We start from the raw sequence: 13,442 nt of genomic DNA, 5'->3' as shown, positions 1-13,442 counted from the left end.
TCTGTCCATAAGTTTCCCGGGGGTGCAGGGTCAGCGGGTGACGAGCAGGCGTTCCAGCCCGTGGAAATGGAACACATCGCCATAACGCGGCGGTTCGGCCTGCCGCAAGCCGGGGCAGCGCGCGAAGAGGATCGGCAGGGCCAGCGCCAGTTCCAGCCGTGCCAGCGGCGCGCCGACGCAGAAATGCAGACCGGCGCCGAAGGTTGCCAGCGGTTTTACCGGCCGGGCGGGCAGGAACAGTTCCGGCCGGTCCCAGACCGCCGGATCGCGGTTCGCCATGGCCAGCAGAAGCCCGACCTGATCGCCGCGGCGGAAGGTCTGGCCCATCACCTCGACCTCTTCATAGGCCCAGCGGGTGAACATGTGCAGCGCAGGATCGAAGCGCAGGATTTCCTCGACCGTCGCCTCGATCCGGTCGGGTCGCAGCGCCTCGGGCCCGGTCCCGGTTTCCAGCAGCGTCTTCACGCCATTGCCGAAGGTGTGCACCGTTGCCTCGTGCCCGGCGTTCAGCAACAGGATGCAGGTGGTGATCAGCTCGTCCGTGGTCAGACGCTCGCCTTCCATCTCGGCGGCGATCAACTGGGTGATCAGGTCGTCGGCGGGCCGCTTGCGGCGTTCCTCGACATAGCCGCGCATGAAGGCGACGAAGGCTTCGGTCGCGGTCACGGCGCGATCCTCGGTCTCGCGGCTGCGGCCGGCCATATACATGCCGACCATGGCATTCGACCAGCGCAGCAGATCGGGTGCCATCTCTTCGGGCACGCCCAGCAGGCGCGCGATGATGCGGACGGGCAGGGGTTGGGCAAAGGCGGTCAGCAGATCGAACGGCCCGTCGGGGAAGCCTGCGATCAGTTCCTCGGTCAGGCCGGTGATGTCGGGGGCAAGGCCGGCGATGCGGCGGCTGGTGAAGGCGCGCAGCACCAGATTGCGCAGCCGCGTATGGCGGGGCGGTTCCAGTTCCAGCATGGAATGGGCCTCGACCGCGTAGAACGGCGCCAGATGGGGCGGAATCACCGGGGCCTTCTCGGGCGGGGCTTCGCGGCCGAAGCGGCGGTCGCGGAAGATCGCGTTCACCGCCGCCGCCTTGCCGGTGCAGACCAGGCCGTAATCAGCCCAAAGGAAGAACGGCCCGGCACTGCGCGCCGTTTCATAGAACCCGTAGGGGTTCTGCACGAAGGCCGGATCGGTGGGCGATTGGTGCAGCGTTTTCATGCACGTCTCCCCAGCGGGATGATGCCCTGCGCCACCAGAACCCCCAGCCCGACCAGCGCCGCGCCGCCGACCTGCACCCAATCCCAGGCGGCGCCGAAGGCGAACAGGATCAGCATCACATAGAACGGGGCCGCATTGATGTGCAGCGACGAGGTGCCGATCCCCAGCTTGCCGACCGAGATGATCCACAGAAGCTGGCTGACCGCCAGCGCCCCCACCGAAAACAGCAGAAGCGCGCCGAATTGCTGCACCGTCCAGCCGCTGAAATCCGGCGCCGTGGCATGGCCCGAAGCGACCGGCAGGCCGGCGATCACCGAAAGCGTGATGGCGGCGCCGGTGATGGTCAGCGCGGTGCGCCCGATGGGCGACAGGTCGGGAAAGGCCGTGACGGTCAGGCGCGACCCCAGGGTGAAGGTCAGCACCGACAGGAAGCACAGCGCCGCACCCAGGCCCAGGCTGGCGCCGCCGGCCTGCAGGTCCAGCGCCACCACGCCGCCGGCCAGCGCCAGGGCAAGGCCTGCCACCAGCGCCAACGTGATCTTGCGGCCGTCCAGCAGCACCTCCAGCGCCATGCCCACCACCGGCATGGTGGCCGAGATCACCGCCGCCGTGACCGGCCCACCGCGCGCCTGGCCCGCCACCAGCGCCCAGGCCCCCAGTCCGATCAGCCCGCCAACGCCGATGCCTTTCAGCCAGTTCGCCCGCCGCAGCACGGCGGCCCCGTCAACCGCAAGCCAGACCGGCAGCAGCGCGGCCGCCGCCAGCAGCATCCGCACCGCGCCCAGTTGTTCGGCCGGCAAGAGCCGGATCACCAGTTCGGCCGCGGGCAGGCCCGCCGCCCAGATCAGCATCGACAGCATACAGACGAGGTTGGCTTTCACCAACCCGCCTGACGGCGCGGGGCCGGGCGGCACAAGGGGTTCGCTGGAAAGGGTCATCGGTCGGGTCTAGCGCCGGTCGGGGCAGGCTGGCTGTCCCGACCGCGACATGCGCTGTCGTCAGGCGGCCGACAGGGCGGCGACGATCGCCCCGAAATCGGCGGCCTTCAGACTGGCCCCGCCGACCAGCGCGCCGTCCACATCCGCCACGGCGAAGATCTCGGCCGCATTCGACGGCTTGACCGATCCGCCGTAAAGAAGCCGCACACCTGCCGCCTCGGTCGGGAAGCGCCCGGACAGTTCGGCGCGCAGGAAGCCATGCACCTCGGCAATCTCGGCCAGTGTCGGGGTGCGGCCGGTCCCGATGGCCCAGACGGGTTCATAGGCGATGACGGTATTCGCCGCCGTGGCGCCGTCGGGCACCGAACCGGCCAGTTGCGCGCCCACCACCGCCAGCGTCTGGCCGGCATCGCGCTGCGCCTCGGTCTCGCCCACGCAGATCACCGCGATCAGACCCGCTGCCCAGGCCGCCTGCGCCTTGGCGCGGACCAGCGCGTCGCTTTCGCCATGGTCGGCGCGGCGTTCGGAATGGCCCAGGATTACTGACCCCGCACCGGCATCGGCCAGCATCTGCGCCGAAATGTCGCCGGTATGCGCGCCGCTGGCCTTGGGGTGGCAATCCTGCCCACCCACCTGCAATGCAGACCCGCTGGCTGCTGCCGCCATCTGCGCCACCAGCGTGGCCGGCGGGCACAGCAGCATGTCACAGGCCGGGGCAGGGTGCGCCGCAAGCAGCGCCTTCACCTCGGCCAGCGAGGCCGCGACCCCGTTCATCTTCCAGTTTCCTGCCGCCAGCTTGCGCATTCCGCCCTCCGTCAAAAGCCGGTTCCTGCCTAGCGCGTTGCCACGGCAAGGAAAAGCCTCTCGCCCTTCCTCTTGGTGCAAATACCCTCGGGGGGAGGGGCCTTCAGGCCCCGTGGGGGCAGACAGCCCCCCGGCGCGACCCTGGCCGATCAGGCGGCCGGCGCGTCCTTGAACTTGATCGATTCCCCGCAGCCGCAGGCTTCGGCCACGTTGGGGTTGCGGAACTTGAAGCCAGCGTGAAGCAGATCGACCTCATAGTCGATCTCGGTGCCGATCAGGAACATCTGCGCCATGGGCGCGATCAGCACCCGCGCGCCGTCCTGTTCGACGACCTCGTCCAGCGGGTTCGTCTCGGACACATAGTCCATGGTATATTCCATGCCCGCACAGCCGCCCTTCTTGACGCCGATGCGCAGGCCCTGCGTTCCGTCACGCGCCATCAGCCGCGCGATCTGCTTCGCGGCGGCGGGGGTCAGGGTCACGGCGGATTTTCCGGGGATGCCGAACATGGGAGGGCTCCTTTCCGTTCAATCTAGGGCGCCACGGCGCGGATTCCAAGCGGCGGCAACGCGGCAAGGCCCGAAAGCGTGGCATAGGCCACCACCAGCGCCCAGCCGAACGAGGCCAGCGTGCCGATGATCACATATTCCGACAGGGCGCGGTCGTCGCGCACGGCGCCGAAGCGCAGGATCGACTTGGCCGCGATCAGCAGGCCCACCCCTTCGGGCTGGCCCAGCAGCACAAGGGCGAAGATCAGCCCGCGTTCCAGCAGGCCGATGACGCGGCCCGCGCCCGGCAGGCTTTCGGCGGTGATCGCTTCGGGCAGCCTTGCCGCAAAGGGGCCCATCAGCAGGCCAACCGCGAAACCGCCGGCGCGGGTGGCCACAATCGCGCCGGCAGCCACGGCCATCAGCGCGGGAAGGGCGGTCGCCCCGGCCCAAAGCCCGCCGGCCCAGATGTCCGGCCGCCCGAAGGCAAGGGCTGCGATCACCGCCAGATGCGCGGCCTGATCGGCCATGAACGCCGCCAGCCCGCCCTTGCTGCGGGCCTTCAGCGCGTCAAACCCGACATGCAGCGCCGTCAGCCACAGCAGGCCCGGATCGAACCTGCCTGTCGCCGCCATGGCGGTGGCCAGCACGACCAGGCCGTGCAGGGCCAGCCCGTCCGCCCGCCGCTTGTGCCGCACCATCCAGGCCGTCTGGAAGACGAAATCCGCCAGGACATGGGCGAACAGCAGCGCGGCCAGGGTTTCGGGCATCGGGGGCCTATTCGGTTGGGTTGGCGCGGTCGGCCAGAAAGACCTGCACCATCTCGTCCAGAATCGGATAGTCTGCTGCCTTCAGCCGGGCATCGACGGCCTGCCGCGTGATGCCCAGCCGGCGCGCGACGGCTTCGTTCGACAGCCGTTCATCGGCGGGGCTGCCCGGGTCCAGCTTCAGCGCCAGCGCCTCGGCCTGTCCGGTGGTCCAGCGGCCGGCCAGTTCGCCCGCGATCATGAAGGCCAGCTTGCGGAACGGATCGACGCCCGCCCCCTCAAGCGCCAGCAGCCGGTCGGCCTTCATCCGGTCAAGCGCGCGGCCCGAGGCGGTGAAGGCCGGGCCGGTGGCGGTGGAAAGGTCACCTGTCCCTGCCGGACCTTCCTCGCCCAGCCCGACGGCGATGCGGCAGCCGGGCAGGCCGTCCTGCCCCCGCAGCCGGGCAAGGATCAGCAGGCAGGCCCAGAGGGCTGCATTCGGGGTGGCCAGCCGGACCTGCCAGCCATCGCCACGAAAGCGCGTGAAGCGGGTGTCCGGTCCAAGCTGCGCGGCGCAGTCGCGAATTGTCGCCATGGCGGCCTCGACAGCCGCGCGCGGGGCGTGGGTCGATCCGATCAGGTCTCCGGTCAGGATGGCGACGGTGCGTGTCATGGGCAAAGCATTTCGCTTGCCTGTCAGAAAGGCAAGGGAAATGATTTGCTTTTCAGGCATGCAAGGGAAAATGTTTGCCTTTGGCTGGGGCAAGGCAAAAGCATTGCCTTGCCGGCCCGGGCGTCACATGAAGCCCAGTTCCAGCCGGGCTTCGTCGGACATCATGTCCATGCCCCAGGGCGGGTCGAAGGTCATGTCCACATCAACCTGTTTCACCCCGGGCAGGGCGCCCACGGCATCAGCCACCCAACCCGGCATCTCACCCGCCACCGGGCAACCCGGCGCGGTCAGCGTCATGGTGATGCCGACGGCGTTTTCCGGGTCGATCTCGATGGTGTAGACCAGACCGAGGTCGTAGATGTTCACCGGAATCTCGGGGTCGAAGACCGAACGGCAGGCCTCGACCACCTGATCATACAGCGGATGATCGGTGGTGGACGGGCGGATCAGCGGTGCGCCTTCGACATTGGCATCCATCGGCATCGGTCCTTACGCGGGTTGTTGACCGATTATATAGGGAATCCGTCCTGAAAGGTCCAGTGGCGCCCGCGCCGCAGGCCAAGCAGGCATGGGGTGCCCCGGTTCGGTCAGAACAACCGCCGTGCCAGACCGCTGCGCCGCAGGGCTTCGGTCAGCAGGGCGGACCCGGCAATCGCCAGGGCGAAGACCGCCGGGCGGTCCAGATCGGTATGGCGGAACAGCATTGCCACAAAGGCCACATGCAGGAAGTAGAGGCCGCTTGAATGGTCGCCAAGCGCCCGGCTTTCCGTGCGGCCGGGGGCCTGAAGGGCCACGAGCGCGAGCGCCGGCGCGGCCAGGATCAGGCTGGCCATAGTGTCATGCGACACGCCTTTGGGCAGGGTGGACAGGGCCAGCGATTCCGCCAGCACCAGCGCGATGCCAAGCCCCGCCAGCCCGGCCGCCGGGCCGCGCTCGATGCGGTTGGGCAGGTCAACCCGGCGCATCACCACGCCGAAGGCGGCGTAAGGCAGGCACAGGAACAGCGGGTTGCGGGTGGGTGACAGCGGATCGTGGAAGATCGGCCCGGGCGTTACCAGCCCGGCGGCGATGGCCCAGGCAAGACTCGCCCCGATGGCGGCCAGAACCAGCGCCAGGGGCAGCAGCGGCAGGGTGGGCCAGCGCGCCAGCAGCACAAGCGCCGCCGCCGCCATGGCCAGCCCGGCAAGATACCACAGGTGCCAGTAGCCGAAGACGGCGAAGATCAGTGCCTCCCACGGGGTGAAGCCGGCGGCGGCCCGCGCCCAGACCGGCAGATACAGCGCCATCCACAGCAGATACAGCACAGCCGCGCGGCGGGCCGTGGCCCAGCCCTTGCCCGCCGCCAGCGCGGGCTGCAGATACCATCCGTTGAAGACCAGAAAGACCGGCACCGCCAGCCGGTAGATGCCTTCCCCGGTCAGCAGGTTGGCCAGCCGGCCCAGATCGGCGAAGGGGTTGGCATGGATGCCGACCACCATCACCGCCAGGGCCAGTTTCAACCCGTCCACCGCCCGGCTGCGTGTCGCGCCTGCCATTGTTCCGGCTCCTTGCGCGATGCGCCGATGGGATCAGGCGGTGTCAGAACGGGATTTCGTCATCCATGTCGGACCGGCCACCGCCGCCGCCCGCACCGCCGCCGGCCTGACCGCCGCCATAGCTGCCGCCGCGCGAACCGCCGCCACCACCCTGGCCGCCGCCATAGCCGCCACCGCCCGCGCCACCGCCGTAATCGTCATAGCCGCGGTCATCACCGCCGCCGCTGGCCCCGCCGCCATCACCGCGACCGCCCAGCAGGGTCAGGTTGCCCGAGAAGGGGCGCAGGACGACCTCGGTCGAATAGCGGTCAGCGCCCGACTGGTCTTGCCATTTGCGGGTTTCCAGCGATCCCTCGATATAGACCGTGCTGCCCTTTTTCAGATACTGCTCGGCGATCTTGCCCAACGGTTCGCTGAAGATGGCGACCGAATGCCATTCGGTGCGTTCCTTGCGTTCGCCGGTGGCGCGGTCGCGCCAGGTTTCGCTGGTGGCGATGCGCAGGTTCACCACCTTGCCGCCGTTCTGGAAGCTGCGCACCTCGGGGTCGCGGCCCAGATTGCCGATGAGGATGACCTTGTTGACCGAGCCGGCCATGTCTCTCTCCCTAATGTCTTCGTGTTCGTTGCCCGGGCAGCATGTCCCGGTAAGGTTAACCAATCCCTACACGTCCCCGGTCGGCGCCGCAACGACCGCCCGTGCGGTTTCTGCCTCCCGCATCTCGGCGGGTTTTCGCCTGCCGGGGGCGCCTTGCCCGGGGCGGCATCGGAAATTCCCCACTGGAAACACCGGCATCTTTCCGTATAGTCGCCGCGTTCGGTCGGGTTGCGGAAAGAGTTGGCGTGCTGCGGAAATCTCGGAAAATCTGGTTCCTGTCGGCGGCCCTGTGCCTTGCCGCGATCCCTCCTGCTTCGGCCGAGGGGCTCAAGCTTTCCGGCTCGTCCAAGTCGCGCAACTCGATCTTCAAGTCGCAGACGGCCTTGCTGGATGGCAAGCTGGCCAAGCAGTATTCCGGTTCGGTCAAGCTGACACCGAAATACAAGGCAGGCGCAGCCGAAGGTCTGGTGGAAGAGTCGGTTCCCCGGTTCAAGGGCGGCTACAAGGGCAAGTATCTTGAGGTTGCCAAGGCTGCGGCCCGTAAGCATGGCGTGCCGGAAGACCTGTTCCTTCGGCTGGTGCAGCAGGAATCGGGCTGGAATTCGGGTGCTGTCAGCAACAAGGGGGCCACCGGCCTTGCCCAGTTGATGCCCGCCACGGCGCGCCGCCTGGGCGTGGACATCGCCGACCCCGAGCAGAACCTGGAAGGTGGCGCCCGCTATCTGCGGATGATGTATGACCGCTTCGGTAGCTGGAAGCTGGCGCTTGCGGCCTATAACGCCGGGCCCGGGGCGGTGGAAAAGCACGACGGAATTCCGCCCTATGCCGAGACGAAGGCCTATGTGAAGGCCATTCTCGGCTGACCTGTCAGCCGGCGCCGGCCAGTTGTCGCGCGGCGCTGGCCAGCGCCCAAAGGCCAAAGCCGATCAGCACCGCGCCGGAAATCCGCGCCACCCACAGCGCAAAGGCAGGCGGCAGGCGGTGGCGCAGCAGGGCGACGCCACCCGACAGCAGCCCCCACCACAGCATCGACCCGGTGAAGACGCCGACCACGACGACGACCGCGGCGCCTGGCCCCGAGGCGGCGGCCAGTCCCAGCCCCGCGAACAGCGCGGCGAAGCTGAGGATGGTCATCGGGTTGGTCATGGTCAGGGCAAAGGTTGCCAGCGTGGTCCCGATCAGGTCGCGCGCGCCAACTTCGGCCGCAGGGCGGGGCGGGCGCGGGCGCATCCCGGTGAGGCCCAGCCACAGAAGGAACACCCCACCCGCCACCATCAGCGGCAGTTGCACCCGCGCAAGCAGGCTGGCAAAGGCGGCAAAACCGGCTGCGGCAAGGCTGGCGTAAAGCGCATCCGCCAGGGCGGTGCCCAGCCCGCCCGCCACCCCGGCGCGGAAGCCGCGTTCAAGCGTGCGGTTGATGCACAGCGCCCCGATCGGCCCCAGCGGCGCGGCGATGGCCAATCCCAGGATCAGGCTTTTCAGGAACAGCATCAGGCAGCCCCTTTCGGCACATGCGCGCCCTCGACGGGCGAGGACAGGGCGAGGATGGTTTTGCTGCGGCCAAGGAAGCCCTGTGCCTTGATCTCGGCCAGCACGGTTTCAATCGCTGCCAGTGCCGGAAGGCGCAGTTTGACCAGATAGGACCAGGGGCCGGTCACATGATGACATTCCATCACGGCGGGGTGGGCGGCTGCGAAGCTGCGGAAGGCGGCTTCATCGGCGCCGTCGCGCAGGCTGACCCAGACGAAGGCCAGAACCGGCAGCCCCAGCGCCGCGGGATCTGCATCCACCGTGAAGGCGCGGATCGCGCCTTGCGCCTGCAACCGGCGGATGCGGTCGTTCACCGCCGAGGCGGAAAGCCCCACCGCAGCGCCGATGTCAGCCAGCGCGCGCCGGGCGTCTGCGGCCAGAAGGTTAGTTATTTTTCGGTCAATGTCATCCATGACCACAAAATATGCGGCCATACTGCCGAGTCAAGCCATAATCATCGGCGCTACTCGGCCGCGATCTTGATCACCGGCTCCATCTGTTTCAGCACGTCACGGCCCAGGTGGCATTTGATCTGATGGCCATCGCCCAGGTCCACCACCGGCGGCATCTCGGTATCGCAGATCCCGCCCGGCACCTGTGATTTCCAGCGGCAGCGGGTCTGGAACGGGCAGCCGGGGGGCGGGTTCATGGCCGAGGGGATCTCGCCCTCCAGCACGATGCGCTTGCGCACGACATGCGGGTCGGCAATCGGCACCGCCGACAGAAGCGCCTCGGTATAGGGGTGGTAGGGGGGCGAGAAGACCTGCTCGGTCGTGCCCATCTCGACCACATGACCCAGATACATCACCATCACGCGGTCGCTGATGTAGCGCACGATCGACAGGTCATGGCTGATGAACAGCAGCGTCGTGCCATTTTCGCGCTGGATGTCCATCAGCAGGTCGGTCACCGCCGCCTGAACCGACACGTCCAGCGCGCTGACCGGCTCGTCCGCGACCACGACCTTGGCGCCGCCGGCAAAGGCCCGCGCGATGCCGACGCGCTGCTTCTGCCCGCCCGACAGTTGGCGCGGCATCCGTTCGGCAAAGGCGCGGGGCAGTTTCACCAGATCGAGCAGTTCCAGCATGATGCGTTCGCGGTCGGCATCGCTGTCGCCGCGCTGGAACACCTCAAGCGCGCGGATGATCTGGCGACCCACGCTCATACTGGGGTTCAGCGTGTCGAACGGGTTCTGGAATACCATCTGCACCTGGCTGACGGTATCGGTGTTGCGCTTCTGGATCGGGGTCGATTGCACGTTTTCATCAAACAGCATGATCGAACCGGCTGTCGCCGTCTCAAGCCCCATCAGCACCTTGGCGAAGGTGGACTTGCCGCAGCCGGATTCGCCGACGATGGCAAGGGTTTCGCCTTCGCGCGCCTCGAAGCTGAGGGTTTCGTTGGCCTTGACCACCTTCTTCGTGCCGCCGCCGAAGGCGCTGCCCGAGACCGAGTAGTATTTCTTCAGATCCTCCATCTTCAGAACGACCTTGCCGACAGGGCGCTTCGCCTTGGCGACCTGCGCCTTGGGGGGGCGCCTTCCAGTCCACCTCGCGCCATTTCAGGCATCGGCTTTCGTGCCGGTGGGCGTCGGGCACGGCCTCCATCGGCACGTCGGCGGCGTCGCAGCGGCCCGCTTCAAAGTAATCGCAGCGCGGGCCGAAGTTGCAGCCCTTGGGCCGTTCATGGGGCAGGGGGAAGTTGCCGGGAATCGAGATCAGCGGCCGGTCGTTCTTGTCGGCGCCGGGCAGCGGAATCGAGCGGAACAGCGCCTGGGTGTAGGGGTGGCGCATCTTGGTGAAGACTTCCTCGACATTGCCGGTCTCCACGGCCTCGCCGGAATACATCACGCAAAGCCGGTCGCAGACATCCAGCACAAGGCCAAGGTTATGGCTGATGAACAGCATCGAGGTGCCGTATTTTTCGCCCAGATCCTTGACCAGATCGACGATCCCCGCCTCGACCGTCACGTCCAGCGCAGTGGTGGGTTCGTCCAGGATCAGCAGCGCGGGCTTCGCCATCAGCGCCATGGCGATGACGATGCGCTGTTGCTGGCCGCCCGACAACTGGTGCGGATAGGCACCAAGAACGCGGTCGGGGTCGGGCAGGCGCACATCGGCTACGATCTGGCGGGCCAGCTTCCACGCCTCGGCCTTGGCCATGCCCTGATGGATCATCGGCACCTCGGCCAGTTGCGCGCCGATCTTCATCGCCGGGTTCAGGCTGGCCATCGGTTCCTGATAGATCATCGCGATCTCGCTGCCGCGGATGTGGCGCAGGTCTGCCTCGCTCATCCTTGTCAGGTCGCGGCCCTTGAACCGGATCGAGCCGCCCACGATGCGGCCGTTGCGGCCAAGGTCGCGCATCACGGCCAGCGCCACGGTGGACTTGCCGCAGCCGGATTCGCCGACCAGCCCCATCGCCTCGCCCGCCATGACGGAGCAGGAGAAATCCATCACCGCCGGAATCTCGCGCAGGCGGGTGAAGAAGCTGATCGAGAGGTTCTCGATTTCAAGGATCGGTTTGGACGGGTCCCAGTCGGTCATCGGTCTCTCCGGTGGCTGGCGCGGGACCGAGGGTTTCAGACCCCCGGACCCCCGTGGGGTATTGCGGCCAAGTGGAAGGGCAGGGCGCGGCGCATCAGTCCTTCATGCTTTCTTCGCGCAGGCCGTCGGCCAGCAGGTTCAGGCCCAGGACAAGGCTCATCAGGGCAAGGGCGGGCACCACGGCGGCATGGGGGAACATGGCCAGAAGTTTGCGGCCATCGTCGATGGTGCTGCCCCAGTCGGGGCTTTCCGGGCTGACGCCCAGACCGAAGAACCCCAGCGTGCCCAGAAGGATGGTCGTATAGCCGATGCGCAGGCAGAAATCGACGATCAGCGGTCCGCGGGCATTGGGCAGGATTTCCCACAGCATGATGTACCAGGCGCTTTCGCCCCGGGTCTGGCCGGCCGCCACATAGTCGCGCGCCTTGATGTCCATCACCAGGCCGCGGACGATGCGGAACACCCCGGGCGAGTTGACGAAGACCACCGAGACAAAGACGTTCAGAAGGTTCGGACTCATGGCAAAGACGCCAAGCGGGTCCAGGTTGAAGGCCAGCCCGGAATAGGCCCAGAGGCCGACCACCAGCGTGATCCCGACATACAGGTTCCGCTTCGGCGCGTTCATGTGGAAGCGCGAGTTGAAGAGCAGCACGAAGAAGCAGATCGGGAACAGGAACAGCACCGCGGCAAACCAGACCGGGATGCCGGTCTGCACGATTTCTGGCGTGACCAGCAGGTAGAACAGCAGGATCACCGGGAAGGCGAGGACGAGGTTGGCCAGGAAAGACAGCACCGTATCCAGATGCCGGCCGAAATAGCCGGCGGGAAGGCCCAGCGTCACCCCCACCATGAAGGCGAAAAGCGTGGCGGCGGGGGCGATCTTCAGCACGTCGCGCGCGCCCATCACCATGCGGCTGAACACGTCGCGCGCCAGGTTGTCGCCGCCCAGCAGATACCAGGGATAGATGCCCTCGGCCGGGTTCTTGACCGCCGAGCCGGGCAGCACGTTCTTCATGCCCGAAAGCTGCGCCAGCGGGTCATGGGTGATGATGTGGCCGGCGAAGATGGCGGTGAACACCCAGAAGGTGACGATGCCGAAGCCGATCATCCCCACCGTGGAATCGAACAGCTTGCCGTAAAGGCCCAGCCGGCGCTTGAAGCTGGTCGAGACCACAAAGGTGGCGATCATCGCCAGCCAGACCGGCCAGAACCGCACCGCGGCCTTGGCGAAAAGGGCACCCCAGGACAGGTCTTCCATGGCGTCCTCCTCAGCTCAGCCGGATGCGGGGATTGAGGAAGACATAGCCGACATCGGAAATCAGCTGCGTCACCAGAACGACGAACACCGCCACCACCGAACAGGCCAGCAGCAGGTTGATGTCGTTGTTTCCGGCCGCCTGAACCAGTGTCCAGCCGAAGCCCTTGTAGTTGAACAGGGTCTCGACGATCACCACGCCGTTCAGCAGCCAGGGAAATTGCAGCATGATCACCGTGAAGGGCGCGATCAGCGCGTTGCGCAGCGCGTGTTTCACCACCACCTGCGCAAAGCCCACGCCCTTTAGACGGGCGGTGCGGATATATTGCTGGGTCATCACCTCGGTCATCGAGGCGCGGGTCATGCGGGCAATGTAGCCGATGCCGTAAAGCGCGATGGTCATCACCGGCAGGCCGAAGTTCCAGAAGGTGATCTTGTCCATGGCGCTGGTTGCGGTGCCCTGAAACAGGGTGCGGCTGCTGATCCAGCCGTGTTCGGCCAGCCAGGGCGAAATGCCCGCCGTGCCGCTGGCGAAGAGCGCGACGAAGATCACGCCCGACACATATTCGGGGGTGGCGGTGGTGGCGATGGAGAAGGTGGACAGCACCCGGTCGGTGGCCGAGCCTTCCCGCATCCCCGACAGCACGCCGATGATCAGCGAGGTGGGCACCATCACGATCATCACCCACAGCATCAGCCAGCCGGTATGGGCCAGCCCGCGGGCCAGCACCTCGGTCACCGGGGCCTTGGCAAAGGTGGAAAAGCCCCAGTTGCCCTGAAGGATGCCACAATAGCGTGGCGCGGTTTCGGGCGTCACGTCGCCGGTGATGCAGCGGCCGCGCGTCACGCCCTTGTCGTCGGTGCGCAGCCAGCCGGGCATCACGCCCAGCCATTCGCCGTAGCGGTTCACCATCGGGCCGCCGTGGCCGTTGTTGATGATCCAGCTTGCGATGGCTTCGTCGCTCATCCGGACCGAGCCTTCGCTGCGCGCCAGCTTTTCCAGGTTCGGGGGAAGATTGGTCAGGCAGAAAACCGCGAAGGTCAGCACGAGCGCCGTCAGAAGCATCAGGCCAGTCCGTCGCAGGACAAATGGCAACATGGCAGGTTCACTTTCCCCGGG

14 protein-coding genes and 1 pseudogene are annotated in these 13,442 nt (G+C 67.1%); 1 reads left to right on the top strand and 14 read right to left on the bottom strand.

The genetic code is table 11. The annotated features are described in order from the left end of the window. Nucleotides 1–30 precede the first annotated feature (30 nt). The 9 genes from B6K69_RS03240 to ssb form a co-directional block, all read right to left on the bottom strand. A complete protein-coding gene (locus B6K69_RS03240) occupies nucleotides 31–1,212 on the bottom strand; it encodes a cytochrome P450 (protein WP_108642761.1) in 1,182 nt (393 codons plus the stop codon). Then, a complete protein-coding gene (locus B6K69_RS03235; RefSeq protein ID WP_107674558.1) occupies nucleotides 1,209–2,150 on the bottom strand; it encodes an EamA family transporter in 942 nt (313 codons plus the stop codon). The genes B6K69_RS03240 and B6K69_RS03235 overlap by 4 nt, the downstream gene beginning before the upstream one ends. Before the next feature lie 60 nt (nucleotides 2,151–2,210). After that, nucleotides 2,211–2,954 (bottom strand): triose-phosphate isomerase, encoded by a 744-nt coding sequence (tpiA, locus tag B6K69_RS03230; RefSeq protein WP_108642760.1) that lies wholly within the window; start codon nucleotides 2,952–2,954, stop codon nucleotides 2,211–2,213. Nucleotides 2,955–3,103: 149 nt separating this feature from the next. Then, nucleotides 3,104–3,463, bottom strand: coding sequence for a HesB/IscA family protein (locus B6K69_RS03225; protein ID WP_107674560.1), 360 nt, complete (start codon nucleotides 3,461–3,463; stop codon nucleotides 3,104–3,106). A 23-nt stretch (nucleotides 3,464–3,486) separates the two neighbouring features. Then, complete coding sequence (locus B6K69_RS03220) at nucleotides 3,487–4,212, bottom strand: DUF3307 domain-containing protein (protein WP_108642759.1); 726 nt, start codon at nucleotides 4,210–4,212, stop codon at nucleotides 3,487–3,489. 7 nt (nucleotides 4,213–4,219) lie between these two features. Beyond that, complete coding sequence (locus tag B6K69_RS03215) at nucleotides 4,220–4,861, bottom strand: hypothetical protein (RefSeq protein WP_123876523.1); 642 nt, start codon at nucleotides 4,859–4,861, stop codon at nucleotides 4,220–4,222. Between the two features lie 123 nt (nucleotides 4,862–4,984). Next, complete coding sequence (locus B6K69_RS03210) at nucleotides 4,985–5,338, bottom strand: SUF system Fe-S cluster assembly protein (protein ID WP_107674569.1); 354 nt, start codon at nucleotides 5,336–5,338, stop codon at nucleotides 4,985–4,987. A gap of 110 nt (nucleotides 5,339–5,448) precedes the next feature. Continuing rightward, a complete protein-coding gene (locus B6K69_RS03205) occupies nucleotides 5,449–6,396 on the bottom strand; it encodes an acyltransferase family protein (protein ID WP_108642757.1) in 948 nt (315 codons plus the stop codon). A gap of 43 nt (nucleotides 6,397–6,439) precedes the next feature. Continuing rightward, nucleotides 6,440–6,991 carry a single-stranded DNA-binding protein gene (gene ssb / locus B6K69_RS03200; RefSeq protein ID WP_108642756.1) on the bottom strand — a complete coding sequence of 184 codons (552 nt, stop codon included), beginning with the start codon at nucleotides 6,989–6,991 and terminating at the stop codon, nucleotides 6,440–6,442. A gap of 245 nt (nucleotides 6,992–7,236) precedes the next feature. Between ssb and B6K69_RS03195 the strand changes: the two genes are divergently transcribed. Next, entirely contained in the window at nucleotides 7,237–7,854 is a 618-nt protein-coding gene (locus tag B6K69_RS03195) for a lytic transglycosylase domain-containing protein (protein WP_164681870.1), read from the top strand. A gap of 4 nt (nucleotides 7,855–7,858) precedes the next feature. On the opposite strand, the gene B6K69_RS03190 is transcribed toward B6K69_RS03195, so the two are convergent. The 5 genes and pseudogenes from B6K69_RS03190 to B6K69_RS03170 all read right to left on the bottom strand — a co-directional run bounded on the left by B6K69_RS03190 (nucleotide 7,859) and on the right by B6K69_RS03170 (nucleotide 13,421). Beyond that, entirely contained in the window at nucleotides 7,859–8,482 is a 624-nt protein-coding gene (locus B6K69_RS03190) for a LysE family translocator (RefSeq protein ID WP_108642755.1), read from the bottom strand. Next, on the bottom strand, nucleotides 8,482–8,955 hold the full coding sequence (locus tag B6K69_RS03185; protein WP_206340534.1) for an Lrp/AsnC family transcriptional regulator: 474 nt from the start codon (nucleotides 8,953–8,955) through the stop codon (nucleotides 8,482–8,484). Before B6K69_RS03185 ends, B6K69_RS03190 begins: the two co-directional genes overlap by 1 nt. A 29-nt stretch (nucleotides 8,956–8,984) precedes the next feature. After that, nucleotides 8,985–11,067, bottom strand: a pseudogene (locus B6K69_RS03180) (dipeptide ABC transporter ATP-binding protein). Nucleotides 11,068–11,161: 94 nt separating this feature from the next. Next, nucleotides 11,162–12,325 (bottom strand): ABC transporter permease, encoded by a 1,164-nt coding sequence (locus B6K69_RS03175; RefSeq protein WP_108642754.1) that lies wholly within the window; start codon nucleotides 12,323–12,325, stop codon nucleotides 11,162–11,164. A 10-nt stretch (nucleotides 12,326–12,335) separates the two neighbouring features. Beyond that, a complete protein-coding gene (locus tag B6K69_RS03170; protein ID WP_108642753.1) occupies nucleotides 12,336–13,421 on the bottom strand; it encodes an ABC transporter permease in 1,086 nt (361 codons plus the stop codon). Nucleotides 13,422–13,442 lie beyond the last annotated feature (21 nt).

It is taken from the genome of Pseudogemmobacter blasticus, assembly GCF_003071405.1.
Classification (GTDB): Bacteria; Pseudomonadota; Alphaproteobacteria; order Rhodobacterales; family Rhodobacteraceae; genus Pseudogemmobacter; species Pseudogemmobacter blasticus.
The sequence above is the reverse complement of the archived record's forward strand: the minus strand, read 5'-3'. Positions and strand labels throughout refer to the sequence as shown.